Consider the following 22,157-nt stretch of genomic DNA (forward strand, 5'->3'; position numbering starts at 1 on the left):
TGAGCGGGGTGCCCATGGTGAGTCAGGAACCGGCAGCGGAGGCGCTGCGCGCGCACCGTTGGTCGCGAAGGGCCGTCCTCGGTGCCGGGCTCGCCACCGGCGGGCTGTGGCTCCTCGACGAGCCGGCCGCAGCCCGGCCGCCCGGCGATCCCGGGGCGGAACCGCTCCTGCCCGGCCGCGCGTTCCTGGGTTCCGCCGGTCCCATCATCGATCCGGCGTTCGAGATCTCCCCGACGCCGGACCCGACGGCCCTGTACGACGTACCCGCGCTGTCCGCCGCCGACGCGCGGCGGCTCGCACCGCGTAGGGCATCCGTGCCGGGCGTCACGGCGCGGTCCCAGTCGAGGGCGGTGAGCGGCGTACCGTTCGACTTCTCGTACCACCCGTTCGAGATCCGCGACCTGCCGGACACGATCCGCCCCTACTACCTGCGCAACCCGATGCCGCTCGTCGACACCGGCGTCCACGACACTTCGGGCGTCCGGATGACGCTGCGCTACGGCCGGCTCTACGACCACCCGGTGGACCAGGCACAGTACGGACTCGCGCTGGTCGAGTCATACCGGATCACCGGCAACGTCGCCTACCTGAACCGGGCGAAGAAGCAGGCCCAACGGCTGATCGACCGCCGGGTGGGGTACGGGGGCGGCTGGTTCTACCCGTACCCGTTCCGCTTCCAGCTCCACGGCAGCCAGGAGATCTACGACCCCCCGTGGTACTCGATGATGGCGCAGGGGCAGGCGTTGAGCCTGTTCTGCCGGCTCTACCGCACCACCGGCGGCGCCCGGTGGCGGAACGCGGCCAACGCCACGTTCGCCTCGTTCCTGGTGCCCCCGGTCGCCGGTAGGCCCTGGGGGGTGTACGTGGTGGCCGGGCGGCTCTGGCTCGAGGAGTACGCGAACCCGAAGCGGATCTCCGGCGACCTCACCTACAACGGCCACAACTTCGCCGCCTTCGGGCTGTGGGACTACTGGGCGATGACCGGGGACGAACGCGCCAAGGTGCTGTTGCAGGGCGCGCTAACCACGATGCGTGACGTCTACGCCGACATCCGCAACCGGCACTGGCGCAGCAAGTACTGCCTGCGGCACCGGTCGGACGCGAACACCTACCACACCATCCACATGACCCAGCACATCCAGTGCTACGCGATCACCGGCGACCCGGTGTTCGCTCAGATCGCGGAGCTTTACTACGCCGACTTTCCGCCACACGGCGTCACCGGCAGCGTCGCGCTCCAGCCCGGCCGACACACCGGGTACCGGTTCGACAGCGCCGGCAACGTCACCGCCACCCGGACGATCAGCTTGTCGCGGCGGAGCAGCGCGCCGTCGGCGGCCCGGCTCAAGGTCCGCCGGCAGGACGGGACCTGGTACCAGATCAGTGCCGGCACGCTGGCCGGCTACCACCTCAAGGAGCTCAGACAGCACTCGTACCAGGTCGGCGAGGCCGCCCCGATGGGATACCGGATCCTGCGGCCGGCGACGGTCGCGGTGACCCCACTCACCGCGTACGCCATCGACGCGGCCGGGTCGATGCGGTCGGTGGTCACCGACTACCAGGTGGGCGACAGCGTCAACCTCGACCGGCAGGCGGTGTTGAACGGGGTGGCGCACGTCCGGTTCGCCGACGGCCGGTACCCGGAATGGTGGGCGGGCTACCCCGCCGTCAACCGGAGCTGACCCGACCCGAGGCGGCAACCCTCGAGTTTCACCTACGGCAACCGGCGGTCAGACCGGCGTCAATCTCCGTCCCGCAGGGTTGCTGCCGTGACGTACACATTGAATGCCGCACTGACGGTAGGCGCAGTCGTCGCCGCGCTGCTCGCTCCACCTCACGGGGGCGCCCGCGCCGCCACCGCCCAGCCCGCAGTGGTGACCACGGACAACGAAACCCCGATCCTGTACGACGACGACGCCGGCGGGAACGCCTCCGGTGACGACCCGGCCATCTGGGTCCACCCGGCCGACTCCCGAAAGTCGCTGGTGATCGTGACCGCCAAGGAGGGCGGCCTCCGCGTCTACGACATGGGCTCGCGCGAGCTCCAGTCGCTGCCCGCCACCGAAGCACCACGGGTCGACACCACCACCGGCCGCTACAACAACGTGGACATCGCCTACGGCATCCGCCTGGCGGGTCGTCTGGTCGACGTCGCCGTCGTCTCGGACCGCTACAACGACCAGCTCCGCTTCTTCGTCGTCGACCCGGCCGGGGCGGCGGCGCGTTCCCCGGTGACCGAGGTCACCGCCGCCGACCAGAGCTTCCTCTTCAACCCCGACCGTCAGGCCGTCGACGAGGAGCACACCGCGTACGGCCTCGCCATCTGGCAGCCGCGGCCCGGCGAGACGTACGCCGTCGTCACCCAGGAGGGGGCGACCACCATCGCGACCGCGCGCATCGTCGAGATCGGCGGCAAGCTCGGCTACACGGGCACCCAGCGGCTCAAAATGCCGAGCACCTTCCCGCTGCCGGACGGGACGACGTGGGTTCCCTGCGAGGAGCCAGGCGTGCCCCCGCAGCTCGAGGGCGTCGCGGTGGACCAGGCGTCGGGCGTGCTCTACGCCGCGCAGGAGGACGTCGGACTGTGGCGGCTGCAGCTGCCGCTCGGCTCGGGCAACCAGCCGAAGCTCATCGACCGCGTCAAGGACTTCGGGATCCACGACGTCTACGACAGCGAGACCGAGGAATGCCGGCCGATCGACCCGAACGACAAGGGCTACGGGGGCAACCTGCTCACGGCCGACGCCGAGGGCGTCGACATCTACTACGGGCCCGGCTCCACCGGGTACGTGCTCGTGTCGAGCCAGGGCGACGACACGTTCGCGGTCTACGAGCGCCAGGGCGTAAACGATGCACGGGGGAGCTTCCGGGTCAAGGGCGTCAGCGGCGCCGACGACATCAACGGTTCCGACGGACTCGCCGTGACGAATCGCCCCGTCGGCAACTACCGGCAGGGCCTGTTCGTCACGCACGACGAGCCCGAAACCGGGCCCGACGTGGACGACGACCGCGATGCCACGAACTTCTCCTACGTCTCCTGGGGCGACATCGCCCGCGCGTTGTCCCTGACCGTGGACACCCGGGCCGGGAACGACCCGCGCTTGCGCTGACTCCCTCCGATCGGGCCCGGCCTGCTCCAGGACCACTGGAGCAGGCCGGGCCCGGCCAGTGCTTGTGCTTCAGGTCACCGCACGGCACGTCACATCCGGCGGTGACAGCTCGTCCTTGAAGTCGGCAACCAGGAGGCCTCATGTTCACCGCTTACGTCACGGTCACCATCATCGCGTCGGTCTTCAACGGCATCGCCGCCGTCACCTACCTGAGCGGCCACGACTACCCGAAGGCCCAGGCGGACATGAAGCGCGTGCCCCGGTCGTGGGTACCGATGTTGGGCATGTTGCTGGCGGCGGGCTCCTTGGGGCTGCTGGTCGGGTTCGCCGTGCCACTGCTGGGGACACTCGCGGCCGCTGGCCTCGTGCTGTACTTCCTCGGCGCCCTCATTGCGCACCTGCGAGTGGGTTCCCGCCAGCTCGTGGGATGGGCCGTGTTCTTCTCCACTGCAGTGGCCACCCTAGCCGTCAACCTGGTCTACCACTGGTGAACCGTGGCGACAGCGGCGAGCGCCAGCTGAACCTGCTCCTGCCGCCGAGCACGCCGGGCAGGTGAGGTTGCGTCGGTGCCGGCCACCCAATCGGTTGGCACCACACCGTCTGACCGCACTAGCGTGCCAGCCGTGCCCATCCATGAGGACGAGATTCGAGCGACCGCCGATCAGGTGCGCCGCCTGGTCGCGGCCCAGTGTCCGCAGTGGGTCGACCTTCCCGTGGCGCCCCTACCCGACGCGTTGGAGGGCACTGACCACGTACTCTTTCGGCTCGGCGACGAACTCGTCGCCCGGATGCCCAAGATTGCCGGGGCGGTCGACCAGGCCGATTCGGATGCGCGGTGGCTGCCCTTGCTCGCGTCCCACCTGCCGGTGCGGATTCCAGTTCCGCTGCACGTGGGCGAGCCGGGCGCGGGGTATCCATGGCGGTGGACCGTGGTGCCGTGGGTCGTGGGGGACACGCCTCCCAGGCTTGGCTGCGACGACGTGCTCCTGGCCCGCGATGTGGCAGCCTTCGTTCGCGCCCTGCATAGGGTGGAGCCGGCCGGAGGCCCGCTCAAGCCACCGGGTACCCGCGGGTCCGCCCTGCTCCACGCCGATGAAAACGTCCGCCGAGTGCTGCCCCGGCTCGCCGAGCATGACGACGGCTTCGACGTGACCGCGGCCGAGGCGGCCTGGGACATCTGTCTGGCTGCGCCTGACTGGGACCGGGACCCCGTATGGATCCACGGTGATCTGCAACCGGGAAACCTGATCACCGACTGCGGCCGACTGGCCGCGGTCATCGACTTCGGCGCACTCGGTCTCGGCGATCCGGCGCCGGACGTGGCTCCGGCGCTATGGACCTTCACCGGCGCGGCCCGGGAAGCCTACCGGGAGGCGATCGGGTACGACGACGCTACCTGGCGCCGCGCCTGCGGTTGGGCCCTCGCACCGTCGTTGACCGGCCTCGACTACTACCGGCACACCTTCCCGCGAATGGCCGAGCACGGCCGCCGGATGGTCCGCGCAGTGATCGCCGAACTGGCGTGACTGCTACCGCCAGCCGAGTGGCTCCGCATGCTCAACGACCCCGAGCGAGCCGCGGCCTCCGGGACGACAGCCGGTGCCGTCCCGGCCGCCGGGATGCACGCTCAACCGATGAGTGCGACGCTCGCGGCTCACGGAAGTCGGCTCAACTCCTCCTTGCGTCGTAGCAGGGCCGCCCGAACCGTGCCGGGCCAAAGCGGGAGGTGGCAACTTCTGGCGGCCCTACCGGGACTCGGGGGAAGGCGCAGACAAGCTCAGGCCGGGTCGTCCATCGAAGCCCACCAATTGGACCTTGAAAGGCAGTGGGCATATGTATACTTCGAAGTCAACAAGCCGGGAAGGGTGATCGTGGCCGACGAGAAACCGGAGCCGGGACGCCGCCTGCCCCGGGCACAGCGGCGGGAACAGATCCTCGCCGCGGCGACCGAAGCGTTCGCCCGGTCCGGTTTCGCGGCGACGGGCCTGGACGAGATCGCCACCGAGGCCGGGATCACCAGGGTGATCCTCTACCGCCATTTCGACTCCAAGACCGACCTGTACCAGGCGGTTCTTGACCGGATGTGCGCCCGGCTGGACGCCCACGTCGAAGAGCCCGTCGGTGGGTTCACCGACGCCAGCACCGACGGCCTCCTTCGGGCAGCGGTCGAGTCCCCGGCCGGGTTCCGGCTGCTGTTTCAGCACGCCCTGCGCGAACCGGAGTTCAAAGAGCGCATCGAGAAGTTCCGCGCCGACATCACCGCCGCCGCGTACCTGCAGATCTCGACGGTCGTACCCGACGAGCCGCTGGCGCGCTGGGCCGCCCAGCTCGCCCCGGTGGTGGCGATCGAGGCGATCATCGCCTGGCTCGACGCCGGGCAGCCCGACCCCGCCAGAGCCGCCGCCCGAGTCCGCCAGGCGGTCACGGGAGTGATCGACGCTGCCGTCTCCTCCGATGTGGATCGCACCCTTCTCCACCCCGCCAACGTGGAAGGACCACCATCATGAGCAGCACCGCCAAGGGGAAGACCGGTGAGACCCCGGCCGCGAAGCAGCGGCGAGTCTGGGACAAGGCCGCACCCAGCTACGACAGGCAGATCGCTCTCCTCGAGCGGATCCAGTTCGGCGGCGGCCGGGAGTGGCTGGGCGGCCGCGCCCGCGGTCGCGTGCTGGAGGTCGCCATCGGCACCGGCCGGAACCTGCCGCACTATCCCGCCGACGCGACGCTTACCGGGATCGAACTGAGCCCGGCGATGCTGGGCATCGCCCGGCAGCGCGCCGCCGACCTCGGCCGTTCGGTCGACCTGCACCAGGGCGACGCCGAGCGCCTGCCGTTCGACGACGCGTCGTTCGACACAGTGGTCTGCGCCCTGTCGCTGTGCGCCATCCCGCACCCGGTGAAGGCTATCGGCGAGATGAAGCGCGTCCTCGTACCTGGCGGCAGGCTGCTCCTGCTCGACCACATCGGCAGCACCTGGCCACCGATCTACGCCGCCCAGTGGCTCCTTGACCGGGTCACCATTCGCGCGGCCGGCGAGCACTTCACCCGCCGCCAGCTACCCCTCGTGCGGGCCGCGGGCTTCGAGATCGTCGAGACAGAAAGGCTGAAGGCCGGCACCGTCGAACGCGTCCACGCGGTCAAGCCCAACTGATCCGCCGCCGCAACAAGGACTGCTCGGCCGGGTTGGCGGTCAACTCCAGCGCCCGCCCGTCCGCCTCGTGTGCCTCGTCGGGGCGGCCGAGGTCGCGGAGCAGTTCAGCCCGGGTGGCGTGCCACAGGTGATAGCCGTTGAGGGCCTGGCGGAGTTCGCCGACTGCCGCCAGCGCCACATCCGGCCCGGCCACATACCGCAGGGCGACGGCCCGGTGCAGTTTGGTGACCGGCGACGGTGCGAGCCGGTCGAGCATCGTGTAGAGGATCAGGATCTGCTGCCAGTCGGTGTCCTCCCACCGGCCGGCCTCTGCGTGCACCGCGACGATCGCGGCCTGCAGCTGATACGGGCCGGGCTTCTTGAGGCTTGCGGCCTTGGCGATCAGCCGGGTCGCATCGACGATGACGTCCCGGTCCCACCGGCTTCGGTCCTGGTGGGGCAGTTGGATGATCTGCCCGTCCGGGGTGAAGCGGGCGGCTTCGCGGGCACGGTGCAACCGGATCAACGCGAGCAGGCCGAGCACCTCTGGCTCGTTCGGCATCAGCCCGGCGAGCAGGGTGGCCAGGAACTCGGCATCCGCAGCAAGGTGCTGCGCTTGAGCGCGCTGACCGCTGGTCGGTAGGTAGGCCTCGTTGAACAGCAGATACACCACCGTCAGCACCTCTACCAGGCGTGCACCGAGTTCGTCGGCGGCGGGGATCCGGTATGGGATGCCCGCGTCGCTGATCTTCCGCTTGGCGCGGGTGATCCGCTGCGCCACCGTGGTCTCGGGAATGAGGAACGCTTTGGCGATCTGCGCGGTGGTCAGGCCGCAGACAACCCGGAGCGTGAGGGCGACCTGGGCGGTGCGGGGCAGCGCGGGGTGGCAGCAGGTGAAGATCAGCCGTAGCCGGTCGTCCGGCACCGGTTGCGGCGGCCACGCGGCCAGCTCCAGCTTGTCCCGGAAGCGGGCGTTGCGGCGCAGCGCGTCCTGGCCCCGGCGGCGGGCGACCGTGTAGAGCCAGCCGTCCGGGTTGGCCGGGATCCCCTCGATCGGCCAGTGCTGCAGCGCTGCCTCGACCGCGTCCTGGACGAGGTCCTCCGCGGCGGAGAAGTCACCGATCAGCGACACGAGAGAGGCGGCGAGTCGGCCCGCGTGCTCGCGCACCACGCGGGCCAACTCCACCCCGGCATCCCGACTCATCCTGCGATCGGGCGGATCTCCACCAGCGGGCACGCCGGCCACGACGCGACGATGCGCAACGCCTCGTCCAGGTCGGCGACGTCGATCTCGGCGAAACCGGAGATCACTTCCTTGCCCTCCACGAACGGCCCGTCGGTGATCACCGGCTCGGCCTGGTCGAGCCGGACGGTGGTGGCGGTGTGGGCGGGCATCAGGTGCGTGTGCGAGGTGATCTTGTCGGCGTTGTCGGTGAACCACTGCCGCACCCGTCCGTAGGCCCGCTCGCGTTCGGTCTCGTCCATCGCGGCCAGGTCGGCGGCGAACTGCTCGGTTTCGGCGAACATCAGCACGTACTTCACGGCTCTCACCTTCTCAGCTGTGGCCGGGCAGCGGACAGTACAGGTCGATGCCGTTGCCGTCCGGGTCCAGCACGGTGGCGTAGCGGTGACCCCAGAAGGCGTCCCACGGCTCCCGTGCCCCGGTGTATCCGGCCCCGGTGAGCTCGGCGTACGTGGCGTCGACGTCGGCCGGGCTGTCGAGCCGGAACGCCAGGAAGACCGGTGGGCTACCCGCGCCACGGGTCCAACCTGGGCGGGCCATCGCGGTGAACTTCTCCTGGTTCAGCATCAGATGCAGCCCATTCGGCAGGTCGCATCCGGCGTGCTCGGCGTAGCTCGGGTCAACCTGGAACTCCAGGCCCAGCCGCCGGTAGAACTCGATCGTGGCGGAGATGTCTGCGACGACGATGTCCAGGCTGTCCATGACCGGTTTCATGATCTACTCCCGTCGGTCTCGTTGCGGTGCTGTCACCTGCTAGACGACCGGCGGAGCGGCGGATACGACACCGCCTCAAGATCTTTTGTGCTGGCCGGCACGGGGGTACGCGCGGCGGTTCAGCCGGGTTGACGACGGCAGCATGGACGCCACGACCCCCTCCCCCGCCCCGCCACCTGCTGAGCCCCTAGTGTTCGGCACGCCCCAAATGCCGGAGATAGGAGGAAGAAAGCCGATAATATGCTGTCCATCCTCACCTGAGCAGCCCAGTTCTGGGTGGCGGCACGCCTGGCGAGCAGGAGGTCGGCGCGGTGGTCGTGCTGCGATCGGCGTCCGTACGCCTCCTGGCGCTCCTTACCCTGACCACACTTCCGCCGATCCTGGAGGCGGTGCTGTCGAGCCGCTTCGGCCTCCGGTCCGCGGTGGGGCTGGCTCCGCAGGCGAGCGCGCCGGTGCCCTTCGCGACCTTTCACGACCTGCGCTGGATCTCCGTCTATCACGACTCGTGGCCGCAGTTCACGGGCGAGCTGATCGCCACGGTGGTCGGGCGCGGTGTGTGGACCGCTGCCATCGTGCTGGTCGCCTGGCCGCCGCAGGCGGGACGGCGCCCGGCGGTGGGCAGGGCATTGCTCACCGGCATCGCGGGCATCGCCGTCCTGGCCGTTGTCATGCTGCCCTGGGCCGCGCTCTCGGTGGCACTCGCCGCGACCTCGCTGTCCTGGCTCTTCATTGCCGATGTGGGTGTGGTTTTCGTGCTCGTCCTCGTCGGACAGCGGGCCGGCCTGGTGCCCGACTGGTGGCGGGGGCTACCGCCGCCGGCCGCCGTGCTCTGGGCCGTGGTGTCGTTCCTGATCCTGACCATTGCCTCCGTGCTCATGTCCGCCGCGCCGGGCCCGTTGCCCATCGTGCTGGCCGCCCTCGCCGGCGTCGTGAACGGCTGGCTCTGGCGGCGCCTGCTCGCGGCGGTGCTGACGGCACGCGTCGTGCTGGTCCGGGTCCCGGTCGCCCCGTTGGTCGCCGTCGGGCTGCTGCTCGGCATCGCCCCGGCCGGGTTCCTGGCCAGGACCGCTGCCCAGGTCGCCGGGCAACCGCCGCCCCCACTGGCTATCGGCCCCGGCGGCAGGCCGCCTCAGGCACTCATCTTCGTGGGTGGCTACGACTCCGTCGGCGACGGCGCGCCAGTCGGCGGCGGCCAGCAGATCGCCGACAGCATCCCGTTCGAAGTATTCTCCTACGCCGGCCTCGACTCCGGCGGGCGGCCGCTGCCGTATCGGGCGCAGCAAACCCAGCAGTCGCTGGAGAGCAGCGCGAAACTGCTCGACGCACAGGTCTCCGAGGTGCACAACCGCACCGGTCAGCCGGTGGCCCTGCTCGCGGAGAGTGAGGGAGCCCTCGTCGTCCGCACCTACCTGGCAACGCGTCCGCACCCGGCCGTGGTTGCGGTCATCCTGCTCAGCCCCGTGCCCAACCCATCCGCAGCCGCCTTCCCACCGTCCGGCGACGGACGCGGTTGGGGACTGGCCGCAGGCGCGCAGCTGCGGGCGATCCTGACGGTCGCCAGGTGGTCCAGCGGCCTGCCGATCAGCACCGACGAACCGCTCATCCACTCGCTCCTGGGCAACCCACAGCGCTACCGCGATCAGATGTTCTGCCCGGTCCCGGGGGTACGCATGGTGGCATTCGTGACGCTCAGCGATGCCCTCGCCGATCGGCCGGGCAACCCGTTGGGCGTGCCGTTCGTCCTGGTGGTCGCCTTGCACGGGGACGCGTTCGACCGCAGCCGGGTGCAGCGGGGACTCGTCGCGTTTCTCCATGGTGAGACACCGCGGACGACGGGCGCGGAGCTGTACCGGATACTGCGGGGCGCGGCGGTCGCCTGGCAGGCGCCGCCGCTCCGACTTTCGCTCATCCCTCCCGGACCGGCCGGATACGAGATACCGCGCTGCCACGGCTGAACTTCCCAGACGGGCGTCCCCGCCCATCCGGCGCCGGGCACCGGCGACGCCTCGCCTGGACCGGTGAGTGCTGCCGTCACCTACCGGCGGCGCGCACTTACGGCCGCCCGGCGGGACGGGATACACCGGGGGTGACCGCTCGCCGGAGCGGTCGCTGCCTGCCCGGAAGGGGGTCGAGCACGGTGCTGATGCCCCCGGCCTGGGTCACGGGACAGGCCACCTGACACGTCGCGGACCCGCGCGCCCACCTGCCGACCTTGACCGAGGTAGATCGATGATCAGTAAGGAAGATCGGGCGCGTTCGGGGCCGCCGCCTGGCTATGCGGCGGAACTCGGGCGCGAGTTGCGTCGCGTCGTGCGCGGCGAGGTCCGTTTCGGGTCGGGTGACCGGGCCATGTACGGCTTCGACGCCTCGATCTACCGCCAGTTGCCGATCGGGGTCGTGCTGCCCCGGCATGCCGAAGACGTCGAGGCGGCGCTGGCGGTCTGCCGGCGGTATGGAGCGCCGGTGTTCGGTCGTGGATGCGGTACGGCTCTGGCCGGGCAGGCGGTGAACGCCGCCGTCTGCTTCGACTTCTCGAAGTACATGAACCGACTCGTCCACCTGGACCCGCAGCGGCGCCACGCGCGGGTACAACCGGGCCTGATCTGCACCCACCTGAACAGGGCGGCGCGACACCATCGCCTCACGTTCGCCCCGGACCCGGCGACGCTGGACCACGCCACGCTGGGCGGGATGATCGGCAACAACTCCTGCGGCACGCATTCGGTGATGGGCGGCAAGACCGTGGACAACGTCCACGAGCTCGACATCATCACCTACGACGGGGTTCGGATGCGGGTCGGCGCCACCGGCGAGGACGAGATCGAGCGGATCATCGGGCTGGGCGGGCGCCGGGGTGCTATCTACGCCGGCCTGCGGCACATCCGGGACACCTACGCCGACGTGATCCGGTCCGGGATGCCGGACATCCCCCGCCGGGTGTCCGGATACAACCTCGATCAACTGCTGCCGGAGAACGGCTTCCACGTCGCCCGCGCGTTGGTCGGCTCCGAGTCGACGCTCGCGCTGACGCTGGAGGCGGACTGCCGGCTGGTCCCCTCGCCACCGGCACGGACACTGGTCGTACTCGGCTATCCCGACATTCCCAGTTCGGGAGACGACGCCGTGTGGCTGATGGAATTCGGGCCGATCGGGGTCGAGTTCACCAGCCGACACGTGGTGCAGAACCTTCAGGCGAAGCACATGGCGTACGGCGATCCGCGGCTGCTGCCCGCCGGCGTGGCCTGGGTGCTGGTCGAGTTCGGCGGCGACACCCAGGCGGAGGCCAACGAGCGAGCCGAGCAGTTGATGGCGGCGCTGCGCCAGCGCCCCAACGCACCCGAGCATCGGTGCTACGAGGACCCGCGGCAGCAGACAGCGGTATGGGAGATCCGCAAGCACTCGGCAGGGACCACCCGCATGCCGATTGGGCTCGGTGGTCACCCCGGATGGCCGAACTGGGAGGACGCCGCCGTGCCGCCCGAACGCCTGGGCGACTACCTGCGGGCGTACACCGGTCTGCTCGACCGGCACGGCTACGACGGTGTGTTGTTCGGCCACTGGGGGCAGGGCTGCATCCACTGCCGGCTGGACTTCGACCTACGCAGCGCCGACGGCGTACGCGAGTTCCGCCGGTTCATGGAGGAGGCCGCCGACCTGGTGGTGTCGTTCGGTGGCTCGCTGTCCGGGGAACACGGGGACGGGCACGGCCGCGCGGAGCTGTGGCCGAAGATGTTCCCACCCCGGCTGATGGAGGCGTTCGCCGAGTTCAAGCGAGTGTGGGATCCCCAGGGACGGATGAACCCGCACAAGCTCATCGACCCGTACCCCCTCGATTCACACCTGCGGGAGGGCACGAGCTTCCGGCCGCGCCAACTGGAGACGGCGTTCCGGTATCCGGAGGACGGCGGCAGTTTCGCCGAGGCCGTCGGCCGCTGCTTCGGCGTCGGGGTCTGCCGCCACACCGAGGGTGGCGTCATGTGCCCCAGCTTCATGGTGACCCGGGAGGAGAAGCACACCACGCGCGGACGGGCGCGGCTGCTGCAGGAGATGGCCGACTCCTCGGGCAGTGTCACCAGCGGATGGCGCAGTCCCGAGGTCAAGAAGGCGCTCGACCTGTGCCTGGCGTGCAAGGGGTGCAAGGGCGACTGCCCGGTCAGGGTCGACGTCGCCACCTACAAGGCCGAGTTCCTGCACCACCACTACGCCGGCAGGCTGCGACCACGCCAGGCGTACGCCCTCGGACTGATCAACGTGTGGGCGAGGCTGGCCTCGCGCGTGCCGCGGCTGGCCAATCTCGCCACGCAATCCCCGGTGCTCGGCACCGCGGTCAAGGCCGTCGGGGGGATCGCCCGCGACCGGGCAGCACCGGTGTTCGCGGCGCGAACCTTCGCCTCCTGGTTCGCCGAACATCGCCCGCGGCACCCCGACGGGCCGGCGGTGCTCCTGTGGCCCGACACGTTCACGAACTTCTTCGATCCTCGCGTCGGCGTCGCGGCGGTCGAGGTCCTCGAATCGGCGGGGTTCCAGGTCAAGATGCCCAGCCGGGGATTGTGCTGCGGGCGGCCCCTCTACGACTACGGCATGCTGAACCTCGCCCGGCGGTATCTGCTCCAGATCCTCGACGTACTCTCCGACGACATCGAGCGTGGGGTGCCGCTCGTCGGACTGGAGCCGAGCTGCCTGGCCGTGTTCCGGGACGAGCTGACCACGATGTTCCCGGACGACGACCGCGCGCAGCGGCTCCAGGCACAGGCGTTCAGCCTCGCCGAGTTCCTCCAACGGCACGCGCCCGACTGGACACCGCCGCGGCTGCACCGGGACGCATTCGTCCAGACCCACTGCCACCAGCACGCCGTCATCGGCTTCGATCCGGACCGCGAGCTGCTCGCGGCCATGGGCCTGAACGTGGAGATGGCTGAGCCCGGGTGCTGCGGCATGGCCGGCAGCTTCGGCTACGAAGCCGGCGAGAAGTTCGAGGTGTCGATGGCGGCCGGGGAACGGGTCCTGCTGCCCGAGATCAGGGCCCGCAGCGCCGCCACGGTGATCGTCGCGGATGGGTTCAGCTGCCGCGGTCAGATCCGTGCCGGCAGCGACCGGGAGGCGCTGCACCTCGCCGAGGTCATCAGCATGGCTGCCCGCAGCGGCCCCCAGGGCCCAGCAGGCAGACCGGAGGAGCAGGGCATTCCCGTCCCGGCCCGGCACGCCGGCGCAGGCGCACGCGTCGCCACGGCCTCGGCCTCGGCGCTGCTCGCCGTCGCAGGCGCCGCCGCCGTCACCCGCTGGCGGGCACGCCGCCGCCACATCATGAGGAGACCGAAGCGACATGGCTGAGGAACGTACGGCCGCCGACGCGCTCGTGGAGCGGCTCATCGACTGGGGCGTCGACACGATCTTCGGGCTGCCCGGCGACGGCATCAACGGGCTGGTCGACGCGCTGCGCAAGACGACCGACCGGATCCGCTACATCCATGTCCGCCATGAGGAGGTCGCGGCCATGGCGGCCGTCGGCTACGCCAAGTTCACCGGCCGGCTCGGCGTCTGCTTCTCCACCTCCGGCCCGGGTGCCGCGCACCTGCTCAACGGGCTCCTCGACGCCCGCGTCGAACAGGCCCCGCTGCTGGCCATCACCGGCATGTCCTACCACGACCTGATCGGCACCAGCTACCTGCAGGACGTCAACACCGACTACCTGTTCAACGACGTCACCGTCTACAACCAGCGGATCATGGGCCCGGCCCACGTCGTCAACGTCGTCGACTACGCCGTGCGCACCGCCCTGGCCGAACGCGGACCCGCGCACCTGGCCTTCCCGATCGACTACCAGGCCGCCCCCGCCGGATCCGGCACTCGCTACCTGCGCAACGTACCCGGCCACACCTCCACCACCTGGCGCCCTCCGATTCGAGTGCCGCAGGGCGACGACCTGACGGCCGCCGCCGCCGCGCTGGCCGGGCGGACAAAGGTCGCGATCCTGGCCGGAGCCGGAGCCCGCGGCGCGGGCGAGGAACTCGAAGCGGTGGCCGAGGTGCTCGGCGCCCCGATCATCAAGGCCCAACTGGGCAAGGACTGCGTGCCGGATGACAGCCCCTACACCACCGGCCCGATCGGGCTGGTCGGTTCCCTGCCATCCGAGGAAGCGCTCGAGCGGTGCGACGCGCTGCTCATCGTCGGCTCCACCATGCCCTACATCGAGTACTACCCCAAGCCGGGGCAGGCCGTCTGCGTGCAGATCGACGACAAGCCCGAGCGCATCGGTCTGCGTCACCCCGTCGACGTCGCGCTGGCCGGCGACGCCCGCGCCACCCTCGCGGCCCTGCGACCGCTGCTGTCCCGCAACGACAACCGGGACTTCCTGCACCAGGCGCAGGCCGGCATGCGCGAGTGGTGGGAACTGATGGCCGAGCGCGGTTCGTCGCCGGACATCCCGATGAAGCCACAGGTCCCCGCATGGGCGCTCAACGAGGCACTCGCCCCCGACGCAATCGTCTGCGGCGACTCCGGCACCGTGACCACCTGGGCCGCTCGCCAGATCAAAGTGCGGCAGGGTCAGGCCTTCAGCTTCTCCGGCACGAACTGCTCCATGGCCGCCGGCCTGCCGTACGCCATCGGGGCTCAGGCCGCCTACCCCGACCGTCAGGTGGTCGTCTTCACCGGCGACGGGTCACTGACCATGCAGCTCGGCGATGTGCTCACCGCGGTGCAGCATCAACTCCCGATCAAGATCGTCGTGGTCCGCAACGACACCCTCGGCCTGATCAAGTGGGAGCAGATGGTCTTTCTCGGCAACCCCGAATATGGCGTGAACTTCGCCCCGATGGACTTCGTCAAGTTCGCCGAAGCCTGCGGTGCCACGGGCGTCCGCATTGAGGACCCGGCCCGCTGTCCCGATCAGATGAAGCGGGCGCTGGCTGCCAGCGGCCCGGTCATCGTCGAGTGCGTGGTGGACCCGCACGAACCCCCGATGCCGGCGCGGATCAAGAAGGACCAGGTCAAGAAACTGGCGGCAGCGCTTCGCGCCGGTACGCCCAACCGCAACCGCATCGCCCTGCAGATGGTCAAGGACATCCTCGACGAATCCACCTTCGAGGCCAGCCCGGGCCGCATCATGCCCGACCGGCTCGGTCAGGCTCTGTCCGGTGCCGCGCGCCGGCTGCGCGACCGCGCCGACGACCAAGACCAGGCATGAGAGAAGGCCGGGGCCGGCAGAGACTGCTCATCAGCGCGCTCACCGTCACCGCGGCCGGCACCGACGCACTCAGCTACCTCGGTCTCGGTCACGTCTTCCCCGCCAACATGACCGGCAACACCGTCCTGCTCGGCCTCGGCGCGGCCACCGGTGACTGGCCCGCCGTCAGTCGATCCGCGACCGCGCTGTGCGCGTACGTGCTGGCCGCGGTGGCCCTCGGCGCCGCCGTGCCGGACAGGCCCGGTCCGCACCACATCCGGGCGGCGTTTCTCGTCGAGGTGTGCCTGCTGGTGGCCGCAGCGGTGTGGTGGAACCTGCTGGCCGGCCGCCCAACCGGTGCGCCGCGATACGGGCTCATCGCCCTTGCCGGCACCGCCATGGGGATGCAGAGCGCCATCGCTGCCCGGCTGCGCTTACCCGGTGTCACCACCACCTACATCACGGGCACCTGGACCGGGCTCAGTATGGGCATCGGCGAGTTGCTACGCCGCGACCGCAGCCGGTCCCCTGAGGGGCAGATAGCGCGGAGCCTCGTCGTCACCTGGTATCCCGCCGCCGCGTTCGCCACTGCGGCCGCCTACACCGCCTGGCACAACTTGGCCGCCCTGATACCGGCGATGTCCGTCGTCCTCTCCGGGTTCATTTACCGAGGCCGCCTCGGCAGCTCAGCCAGCTAACCGTCCGCGTACCAGGCGCCGGCTCAAGTTCAGGCAGGCTAACCAGTTTGATTATGAATCATCATTGATCATAGATTGGTCTGTGTGGAACGTTTTCGGCTCTCCAATGCTGCGGAGCGTGTCGGTGTTCATCCGTGACGCATCACGTCTGGGCTGGCTCGGGGTGGGTGCCGGTGGCGTGGGTCGGTCGTGAGGGCCGGTTTTTCTGGATCGGTGTTGAGGCGTTGAGTCGGTGAGCGGGAAACTGCGGCTGGCCGAGGGCGAGGCCTCCCGGACCGCGTGCGCCCGCGCCTTGCTGCGCACCGGTGTGGACGAGGAGACCGGCGAGGTCCTGTCTCAGACGGTGCTGGCGCAACGTATCGGTTGGTGTGCCGATCTGGTGGCGGGCATGGCGGCCGCGCTGATCGGCGCGCATTGGAACAGCGTGGATGTGGAGGTGTTGGCCGGCGGGGTGGATGCGGGTGGGCGCAGGTTGCCGTCGAACGCATGGATGGCGCTGCGACGCCTCGGCTGGACCGCCACCCCGCCTCGGGGTGTGAGGGTCAATGACCGGATCGTGCGGATGGCGCAGGAGCAGGCAGGGCGTGCGCTGCGCTCGGTGAAGTGGCGGCCGATGTGACCGCCGGGGTCCTGTCGACGTGGCCAGCCGATCCGCGCAAGCGCACCCCCGCCGAGTGGGATCAGGTGCGTGCCTCGATTCCTGGCGGGGAGCATCTGCCATCCAGCCTTATCAAGGGCCGGACCCGGCAGGTTGTCACGTTCGCCAAGGTCAACGGCCGGCTGCCGGTGGACGTGTTCGAACTCGAAGGCGTCCCGAGAATCGGGCGGATGTTGCTGCTGGCCGCGTGTGACCGGCAGCAGGCCACGATCGAGCGCAGCGACACCGACGCGGGCAGGGCGCTGCTGCGCTTGCAGCTGCCCTTACGACCGGATCCGCGAGGGTATCGGGACTGGACGTGGGTGGCCTGTCCGATCAGGCTGCCGTCCACGGTTCCCGCCGCGGCGGTGCTGCACCTGCCCACCCTCCGCCTCACCGACGGGACGTTGCGTGCCGACCTGGCATACACGCACCCGGTGCCGAAAGCCGCCCGCACCGGCCACACGGTGGCGGTCGGTGTGGATTGGGGCCTCAACACCCTCCTCAGCGCCGGAGCCCTACGACTGCACGACAGCGGACGGATCACGGCGTTGGGGGCGGGTGGACAGTTCCGCGCCGCCGGCATCCTCGCCAAGCAGCACCGGCTCCGGCGCCTGTCAGAGCGGCTGCAGGCCAAGGCCGACCACTACCAGCGGCTCATCGGCGTCGACGAGCGGCATCACCTTGTCGGCAAGCATGCGGTAATCCGGGACGAGATCCGCCACGTGTCCGCCCGCCGCCAAAACTTGAACGACGCGCTCGCGTGGGCCGCCGCCCGCTGGACCGTCGACCAGGCGATCGCCGCCCGGGCGACGGTGATCTATCTGGAAGACCTGCGGTCGATGGAAGCGCGGGGCATGGGGCACAGCCTGAACACGCGCCTGTCCCAGCAGGTACGCGGGAAGATCGTCGACCGGATGCGGCACCTCGCCGCCGAAGCCGGTGTCGCCGTGGTCACTGTTGCCGCCCGCAACACGTCCAAGCACTGCCCGCGGTGCCTGACCCCGCTACGGCACTGCAAAGCCCCCGACCGCCCCACCACCCCAGGCTGGAAGTGGGCCATCTGCCCCAACCAGTCCTGCCGTTGGCAGGGCGACCGCGACCACGGCGCCTGGCGGCGTATCGCCGCCCGCGGCCTCACCCACCAAGCCAAAACCGTCACCGACAAGACCACCGGCGCCATGATGATCCGCACGGTCGTCGACGAGCTCGAAGCCAACGCCGTCGTCACCCCAAGCACCTCTAATGCCAGCCGGACGGACCGGTCCAAGACCGGCCCCACCCGGCACGAGCCACCACGCCCCGCGCCCAGGCGACGCAGGGCACCCTCCCCCACCCGGCCCCACGGCCAGGCGGGCAAGCGTCCGGAGGGACACGCACCAACGGACCGCAGGCTGCCCCGCGCAGCCCACCGACACCAGGACGTGACCACGATCAGCACACCCACCGCCGGTCACCGGCCACGAGGAGCCGCACTGGGCGCCGGATTCCACCTCCACGCCCACGCGACCCCACCACGATGGGAAACGATCCCGGAAACCGAACCCGACTCAGGATCGCCAAGCTAATCAGAGACGCTTTCCAGCCCTCGTCAGATCACTTGGCCTCGGTGGGCAGCGCCGTCAGCTCGAACCGGGCGGCCAGGTCCGGCAGGATGCGATCCAGGGCGTTCACCGTGCCCTGCCGGTTCCCGCCGCCGTCGTGCAGCAGCACCACCGCGCCCGGTCGGATCCTGCTCATCACCATCGAGGCGATGCGGTCAGCCCCGGGCGCCTGCCAGTCCGACGGGTCCACGCTCCAGTGCAGCGACGTCATGCCCAACTCGTGGGCCACCGACACCAGCGGGTAGGTCCATACGCCGCCCGGCTGGCGGTACCACATGATCGGCGCGCCGGGAACCGCCGCCCGGATCGCCGCATTGGTCCGCAGCAGGTCGGCCCGGATGTCCTTGGGCGATCGGTTGCCAAGGGAGATGTTGTGATTCCAGGAGTGGTTGCAGAGGGTGTGCCCGTCGGCCACGATCGCCCGGACCAGATCGGGGTGCTTCTGCGCGTTCTCCCCCACCAGGCAGAAGGTTGCTCGGACCTCGAACCGCCGCAGCACGGTAAGGACCTGCGGGGTGAATTGGGGGTCGGGCCCGTCGTCGAAGGTGAGCGCGATTCGGCGGGTGCCGGTGGTGGCGTGGGCACCGAAGAGACCGTCACCGGCGGCGTTCCGCGTCGCGCCGTCCTGCCCGGCATCGGGTGGGCTCGCGCTGTGGTCGCGCGTCGCCGGGCCAGCCGATCCGGCCTCGGGCTGGTCGGCGTGCTGCACGCCGCCCGAGTCACCGGCAGCCCTGGTCGGGTTGTGCCCTAGCTGGTCCAGCCCCAAGGTCCGCCCCATCGCGTACGACGAGACGAGCAGGGCCGCCACCACCACGGCGAGGACTGCCGTGGTGCGCCTGGACGATCCTGTCCACGTCATCGGAACAGCCCGCCGCATTCCCCACGCGGGCCCGCCCCGCTGAGATCCTCAGGCCGCACCACTTCCCCCTCCCACACCGTGGAATTGCAGCCTATGGCCGGGAGTGCGGCACTTGATCCCCAATATGGCAAAAAGGGGTTACCTTGGCGCTCCCTCGCTTGTCCTGCTGGCACCAGGCAGGCATGCCCGCGCAGGATTGGCGGCCGTACCCGGGTGGGTAGGAAGCTCCGGGTGAAACTGATCCATCGGTTGATCATCGCGGCCACCGCGCTGCTCGGGCTCTGGGCCGGCCTGGCGTATGAGGTGTCGCAGCCACCGGACGCGGCCGGCTATGCGCGGACCGCGCTGCAGGTGGCCGAGTCGGCGCACGACGCCGCTTCCACCGGAGTGCTGGTTGGCCGTCAGCGGCTGCGCGGCCACCTCACCGGCGCTTTCGCCACCACCGCCTACGACGACGCCGTGAAGGCGGTGGCCGGCGCGCAGCAGAAGCTCGCCACCGCTGTCGCCCCCGACGACGCCTCCGCCGCCCTGCGGGAACGTCTGGTCCCGCTGGTGCAGGACACCGCCCGCTTCCTCTCCGACGCCACCACCGCCCGTGACGACGCGGCGCTCGGCCGCGCGGTCGACGGCCTTGAGGAGACCTCCCGGCAGCTGAACGACCTGATCGAGTACTACCAGGCGCGCCCTCCGCAGGAGGGCAAACCGTGAAGCGAGTCCTGGCGATCGCCCTGGGCGTGCTGACCGCGATCGGCGGATTCGTCGACATCGGCGACATCGTCGCCAACGCTGAGGCCGGCGCCCGGTTCGGCCTCTCCCACGCCTGGGTCCTCGCCGTCGGCGTTGTCGGGATTTGCGCGTACGCGGAGATGTGCGGCCGGGTGACGGCGGTCAGCGGGCGGCCGGTGTTCGACCTGGTCCGCGAGCGCCTCGGCCCGCGGGTGGCGCTGGCCAACCTCGCCGGCTCGCTGATCGTCACGGTGCTGACCCTCGGCGCGGAGATCGGCGGTGTCGGACTGGCGTTGCAGCTGGCCACCAGCGTCGACTACCTGCTGTGGGTGCCCGTCGTCGGTGTCGTGCTGTGGGTCGTGCTGTGGCGGGCGAAGTTCTCGCTGCTGGAGAACCTGTTCGGGCTCACCGGGCTGGCTCTGGTCGTGTTCGTCATCGCGATCTTCCACCTCCACTCCGACGGCGGGCAGTTGTGGCGGCAGGCCACCCACCCGGGACCGCCCGTCGGTGAGGACTGGGGCACCTACTGGTTCTTCGCCGTGGCGCTCTTCGCCTCCGCCATGACTCCGTACGAGGTGTTCTTCTTCTCCTCGGGCGGTGTGGAGGAACGGTGGAGCAGCAAGGACCTGCTGACGTCCCGGGTCAACGTGTTCGTGGGATTCCCTCTTGGCGGCCTGCTGGCGTTCGCACTGATGGCGACTGCCGCCGCGGTGTTCCACCCGCTGCAGATGAGCGTCGACTCGCTGTCACAGGTCGCGTTGCCTGCCGCAATCGCCTTCGGCAAGCTGGGCCTGGCCGCGGCGATCCTCGGCTTCTTCGCCGCCACCTTCGGCGCCGCCATGGAGACCGGCCTGTCCAGCGCCTACACGGTCGCCCAGTACTTCGGCTGGGCCTGGGGCAAGTTTCGCCGGCCCCGGGTGGCGGCCCGCTTCCACACGGTGCTGATGGTCTCGATCCTCGTCGGCGTGGCGGTGCTCATGACCACCATCGACCCGATCCAGCTCACCGAGTACACCCTGGTGTTCAGCGCGGTGGCGCTGCCGCTGACCTACCTGCCGATCCTTGTCGTCGCCAACGACCGCGGTTACCTCGGCCGACGCGTCAACGGCCGGCTCGCCAACGGCTTCGGCGTGCTCTACCTGGTCATCGTCCTCGCCGCGGCTGTCGCCGCGATTCCTCTGATGATCGTCACCCGGATGGGAGGCGGCTGACATGCTCATCGGTTTCGACCTGCTCGATCGGCAGATCCTCGACCGTGACGGCGAACCCGTCGGCAAGGTCGACGACGTCGAACTCGCCTTCGACGGCAACGGCGCGCCATACGTGGCGGCGCTACTCATCGGCCAGCAGGCCCTCGGCGACCGCATCGGCGGCGTCCTCGGCCGCTGGATGGCCGGCACCGCCCGCCGACTCGCGCCAGATCGGGATCCTCGCCCCATCCGCATCCCCTACCCCCTGGTGGCCGAGGTCACCAGCTCGGTCAACCTGTCGGTAAGTCGCGACCTGCTACCCGACCCACCCCTGGAGACCTGGCTCCGGGACCACCTGGTCAACCGCATCCCGGGAGCGGACGATGCCAGCTGACCAGCCCGACGCCCCACTGCGAGCCGGTGCTCTCCTGCGACGGCCCGTTCGCGACCTGGAAGGTCGGATCATCGGACGGGTCGCCGACGTTGAAACCACCCGTGACAGCGACGGCCGCGAACGGGTTACCACTCTCATCGTCACCGCCGGGGGATGGGGGCGCCTGCTCGGCTATGAACGCCACGAAACCCGCGGCCCGTGGCTGCTCGAGCACCTCGCCCGCATCGTGCTGCGCCGCCACCTGACCCGCGTGCCCTGGCAGGACGCACGCTTCCACCGCTTCCCCTGAGACAGGCGGGACGGCGACAGCACCAATCTCACGAAAACTTGTCCGCCTCTTTCATTGCCTCGTCGTACTCCTTGTTGGCCATATTCAGCTTCTCCTTGAGTTTGAGTACGGCCTCGCGACGCGTCTCGGGCGTCCTGCCAGGATTCACCTCTTCCAACAACGCCCTCACCGAAGGCGTGTTCATGGCTGGAGTGAACGGTTTATTGGGATCCAGGAGATGCTCGACACGGTCGAGCGCCATCGAGATCGTTCTCGCCCTCTCGAGGGCTTGCAGCAGTCTGTACTGCGCTTTCTGCTCCTCGGGGCTGAGTTCTACTTCGTCTGAATCTGAGTCCATGACCACTCATCCTTTCCGTGAGGACTATTCGCCGGCCGAAGCGGTTGAGCCGTCGTCTCAC

At 69.9% G+C, this 22,157-nt stretch carries 21 protein-coding genes; 16 read left to right on the top strand and 5 right to left on the bottom strand.

Translation table 11 applies throughout. From position 1 onward, the window contains the following. Window positions 1–17 precede the first annotated feature (17 nt). From ACFYM6_RS26900 to ACFYM6_RS26925, 6 genes are all read left to right on the top strand, one after another. On the top strand, window positions 18–1,682 hold the full coding sequence (locus ACFYM6_RS26900) for a D-glucuronyl C5-epimerase family protein (protein WP_387279884.1): 1,665 nt from the start codon (window positions 18–20) through the stop codon (window positions 1,680–1,682). Window positions 1,683–1,769: 87 nt separating this feature from the next. Further along, window positions 1,770–3,110, top strand: a complete 1,341-nt coding sequence (locus tag ACFYM6_RS26905; protein ID WP_387279886.1) for a phytase — start codon at window positions 1,770–1,772, stop codon at window positions 3,108–3,110. Window positions 3,111–3,250: 140 nt separating this feature from the next. After that, window positions 3,251–3,601: a DoxX family protein gene (locus ACFYM6_RS26910; RefSeq protein ID WP_387279888.1), complete on the top strand. Its 351-nt coding sequence runs from the start codon at window positions 3,251–3,253 to the stop codon at window positions 3,599–3,601. A gap of 132 nt (window positions 3,602–3,733) precedes the next feature. Next, on the top strand, window positions 3,734–4,636 hold the full coding sequence (locus tag ACFYM6_RS26915; protein ID WP_387279890.1) for an aminoglycoside phosphotransferase family protein: 903 nt from the start codon (window positions 3,734–3,736) through the stop codon (window positions 4,634–4,636). 345 nt (window positions 4,637–4,981) lie between these two features. Further along, window positions 4,982–5,617 (top strand): TetR/AcrR family transcriptional regulator, encoded by a 636-nt coding sequence (locus tag ACFYM6_RS26920; RefSeq protein ID WP_387279892.1) that lies wholly within the window; start codon window positions 4,982–4,984, stop codon window positions 5,615–5,617. Next, the gene (locus ACFYM6_RS26925; protein WP_387279894.1) at window positions 5,614–6,261 is read left to right on the top strand and encodes a class I SAM-dependent methyltransferase; all 648 of its coding nucleotides are present in this window, start codon (window positions 5,614–5,616) and stop codon (window positions 6,259–6,261) included. Before ACFYM6_RS26920 ends, ACFYM6_RS26925 begins: the two co-directional genes overlap by 4 nt. Here ACFYM6_RS26925 and ACFYM6_RS26930 read toward each other — a convergent pair. The 3 genes from ACFYM6_RS26930 to ACFYM6_RS26940 are packed head-to-tail and all read right to left on the bottom strand — an operon-like array spanning window position 6,248 to window position 8,197. After that, window positions 6,248–7,444, bottom strand: coding sequence for an RNA polymerase sigma factor (locus tag ACFYM6_RS26930; RefSeq protein WP_387279896.1), 1,197 nt, complete (start codon window positions 7,442–7,444; stop codon window positions 6,248–6,250). The genes ACFYM6_RS26925 and ACFYM6_RS26930 overlap by 14 nt on opposite strands. Next, window positions 7,441–7,782 (bottom strand): YciI family protein, encoded by a 342-nt coding sequence (locus tag ACFYM6_RS26935; protein ID WP_073836116.1) that lies wholly within the window; start codon window positions 7,780–7,782, stop codon window positions 7,441–7,443. Before ACFYM6_RS26935 ends, ACFYM6_RS26930 begins: the two co-directional genes overlap by 4 nt. Window positions 7,783–7,795: 13 nt before the next feature. Beyond that, window positions 7,796–8,197 carry a VOC family protein gene (locus ACFYM6_RS26940; RefSeq protein ID WP_387279898.1) on the bottom strand — a complete coding sequence of 134 codons (402 nt, stop codon included), beginning with the start codon at window positions 8,195–8,197 and terminating at the stop codon, window positions 7,796–7,798. Between the two features lie 311 nt (window positions 8,198–8,508). Here ACFYM6_RS26940 and ACFYM6_RS26945 point away from each other — a divergent pair, with 311 nt between their 5' ends. The 6 genes from ACFYM6_RS26945 to ACFYM6_RS26970 all read left to right on the top strand — a co-directional run bounded on the left by ACFYM6_RS26945 (window position 8,509) and on the right by ACFYM6_RS26970 (window position 18,265). Beyond that, a complete protein-coding gene (locus ACFYM6_RS26945) occupies window positions 8,509–10,152 on the top strand; it encodes a hypothetical protein (protein WP_387279900.1) in 1,644 nt (547 codons plus the stop codon). Window positions 10,153–10,426: 274 nt separating this feature from the next. After that, entirely contained in the window at window positions 10,427–13,528 is a 3,102-nt protein-coding gene (locus ACFYM6_RS26950) for an FAD-binding and (Fe-S)-binding domain-containing protein (protein WP_387279902.1), read from the top strand. Further along, window positions 13,521–15,383 (top strand): thiamine pyrophosphate-dependent enzyme, encoded by a 1,863-nt coding sequence (locus ACFYM6_RS26955; protein WP_387279904.1) that lies wholly within the window; start codon window positions 13,521–13,523, stop codon window positions 15,381–15,383. The genes ACFYM6_RS26950 and ACFYM6_RS26955 overlap by 8 nt, the downstream gene beginning before the upstream one ends. Further along, a complete protein-coding gene (locus tag ACFYM6_RS26960) occupies window positions 15,380–16,060 on the top strand; it encodes a YoaK family protein (RefSeq protein ID WP_387279906.1) in 681 nt (226 codons plus the stop codon). Before ACFYM6_RS26955 ends, ACFYM6_RS26960 begins: the two co-directional genes overlap by 4 nt. Before the next feature lie 232 nt (window positions 16,061–16,292). Continuing rightward, the gene (locus tag ACFYM6_RS26965; protein ID WP_387279908.1) at window positions 16,293–16,679 is read left to right on the top strand and encodes a hypothetical protein; all 387 of its coding nucleotides are present in this window, start codon (window positions 16,293–16,295) and stop codon (window positions 16,677–16,679) included. Further along, window positions 16,664–18,265 carry a zinc ribbon domain-containing protein gene (locus tag ACFYM6_RS26970; RefSeq protein WP_387279910.1) on the top strand — a complete coding sequence of 534 codons (1,602 nt, stop codon included), beginning with the start codon at window positions 16,664–16,666 and terminating at the stop codon, window positions 18,263–18,265. Before ACFYM6_RS26965 ends, ACFYM6_RS26970 begins: the two co-directional genes overlap by 16 nt. A 28-nt stretch (window positions 18,266–18,293) precedes the next feature. On the opposite strand, the gene ACFYM6_RS26975 is transcribed toward ACFYM6_RS26970, so the two are convergent. After that, window positions 18,294–19,160, bottom strand: coding sequence for a polysaccharide deacetylase family protein (locus ACFYM6_RS26975; RefSeq protein WP_387279912.1), 867 nt, complete (start codon window positions 19,158–19,160; stop codon window positions 18,294–18,296). Window positions 19,161–19,391: 231 nt separating this feature from the next. On the opposite strand from ACFYM6_RS26975, the gene ACFYM6_RS26980 reads away from it, so the two are divergent. The 4 genes from ACFYM6_RS26980 to ACFYM6_RS26995 are packed head-to-tail and all read left to right on the top strand — an operon-like array spanning window position 19,392 to window position 21,759. Beyond that, window positions 19,392–19,868 (top strand): hypothetical protein, encoded by a 477-nt coding sequence (locus ACFYM6_RS26980; RefSeq protein ID WP_387279914.1) that lies wholly within the window; start codon window positions 19,392–19,394, stop codon window positions 19,866–19,868. Further along, window positions 19,865–21,097: an NRAMP family divalent metal transporter gene (locus tag ACFYM6_RS26985; protein ID WP_387279916.1), complete on the top strand. Its 1,233-nt coding sequence runs from the start codon at window positions 19,865–19,867 to the stop codon at window positions 21,095–21,097. Before ACFYM6_RS26980 ends, ACFYM6_RS26985 begins: the two co-directional genes overlap by 4 nt. Window position 21,098: 1 nt before the next feature. Next, window positions 21,099–21,470, top strand: a complete 372-nt coding sequence (locus tag ACFYM6_RS26990; RefSeq protein WP_387279918.1) for a hypothetical protein — start codon at window positions 21,099–21,101, stop codon at window positions 21,468–21,470. After that, a complete protein-coding gene (locus ACFYM6_RS26995; RefSeq protein ID WP_387279920.1) occupies window positions 21,460–21,759 on the top strand; it encodes a hypothetical protein in 300 nt (99 codons plus the stop codon). Before ACFYM6_RS26990 ends, ACFYM6_RS26995 begins: the two co-directional genes overlap by 11 nt. A 28-nt stretch (window positions 21,760–21,787) precedes the next feature. Here ACFYM6_RS26995 and ACFYM6_RS27000 read toward each other — a convergent pair whose 3' ends face one another. After that, window positions 21,788–22,096, bottom strand: coding sequence for a hypothetical protein (locus ACFYM6_RS27000; RefSeq protein ID WP_387279922.1), 309 nt, complete (start codon window positions 22,094–22,096; stop codon window positions 21,788–21,790). Between the last annotated feature and the right edge of the window lie 61 nt (window positions 22,097–22,157).

The organism is Micromonospora sp. NPDC006431, assembly GCF_042870725.1.
GTDB lineage: Bacteria > Actinomycetota > Actinomycetes > Mycobacteriales > Micromonosporaceae > Micromonospora.

What these genes read in the sequence shown, in the direction of transcription:
- ACFYM6_RS26910 (WP_387279888.1), top strand. Translation starts at nt 3,251, where the DNA reads ATGTTCACCGCTTACGTCACGGTCACCATCATCGCGTCGGTCTTCAAC.
- ACFYM6_RS26925 (WP_387279894.1), top strand. Translation starts at nt 5,614, where the DNA reads ATGAGCAGCACCGCCAAGGGGAAGACCGGTGAGACCCCGGCCGCGAAG.
- ACFYM6_RS26930 (WP_387279896.1), bottom strand. Translation starts at nt 7,444, where the DNA reads ATGAGTCGGGATGCCGGGGTGGAGTTGGCCCGCGTGGTGCGCGAGCAC.
- ACFYM6_RS26940 (WP_387279898.1), bottom strand. Translation starts at nt 8,197, where the DNA reads ATGAAACCGGTCATGGACAGCCTGGACATCGTCGTCGCAGACATCTCC.
- ACFYM6_RS26950 (WP_387279902.1), top strand. Translation starts at nt 10,427, where the DNA reads ATGATCAGTAAGGAAGATCGGGCGCGTTCGGGGCCGCCGCCTGGCTAT.
- ACFYM6_RS26955 (WP_387279904.1), top strand. Translation starts at nt 13,521, where the DNA reads ATGGCTGAGGAACGTACGGCCGCCGACGCGCTCGTGGAGCGGCTCATC.
- ACFYM6_RS26960 (WP_387279906.1), top strand. Translation starts at nt 15,380, where the DNA reads ATGAGAGAAGGCCGGGGCCGGCAGAGACTGCTCATCAGCGCGCTCACC.
- ACFYM6_RS26975 (WP_387279912.1), bottom strand. Translation starts at nt 19,160, where the DNA reads ATGACGTGGACAGGATCGTCCAGGCGCACCACGGCAGTCCTCGCCGTG.
- ACFYM6_RS26990 (WP_387279918.1), top strand. Translation starts at nt 21,099, where the DNA reads ATGCTCATCGGTTTCGACCTGCTCGATCGGCAGATCCTCGACCGTGAC.
- ACFYM6_RS26995 (WP_387279920.1), top strand. Translation starts at nt 21,460, where the DNA reads ATGCCAGCTGACCAGCCCGACGCCCCACTGCGAGCCGGTGCTCTCCTG.
- ACFYM6_RS27000 (WP_387279922.1), bottom strand. Translation starts at nt 22,096, where the DNA reads ATGGACTCAGATTCAGACGAAGTAGAACTCAGCCCCGAGGAGCAGAAA.